1 pseudogene is annotated in these 312 nt (G+C 66.0%); it reads right to left on the bottom strand.

The features are described 5' to 3' along the window. Positions 1-195: 195 nt before the first annotated feature. Positions 196-312: pseudogene (locus RNC47_RS37470) on the bottom strand (IS481 family transposase); the annotation flags it as partial.

Here is a 312-nt window from a genome sequence, read left to right as displayed (position 1 = left end):
AGGTCCTGTCCGGGCGATCTTCGAGGATCAGCCCGCGGCGTCAGATGCGGTGCATCGCAAGGCGCCGGATCGCAGCTCATACTTGGCCGTATTCGCGCGATTCGGTAACGCAGCGAGGTGCCGTAGCGATGGGGGCACCTCCCAGCCGCCAGGCTGGGGGAGGCAAGGGCCCGAAGAAGATCGCCCGGACAGGGCCTAGCTGTATTGACCCGCAGGGTTGTTGACGCGGCTTGTGGGTGGTTGGCCTGCGAGTGCGGTGTGGCAGCGGTGGTGGTTGTAGGTGTGGAGGAAGTCTGTCAGGGCTGCGGTGCG

The sequence above is a fragment of the Streptomyces millisiae genome, assembly GCF_031845425.1.
GTDB lineage: Bacteria > Actinomycetota > Actinomycetes > Streptomycetales > Streptomycetaceae > Streptomyces > Streptomyces millisiae.
Note: the sequence above shows the minus strand (reverse complement) of the source record. Positions and strands in the feature narration are given on the sequence as shown.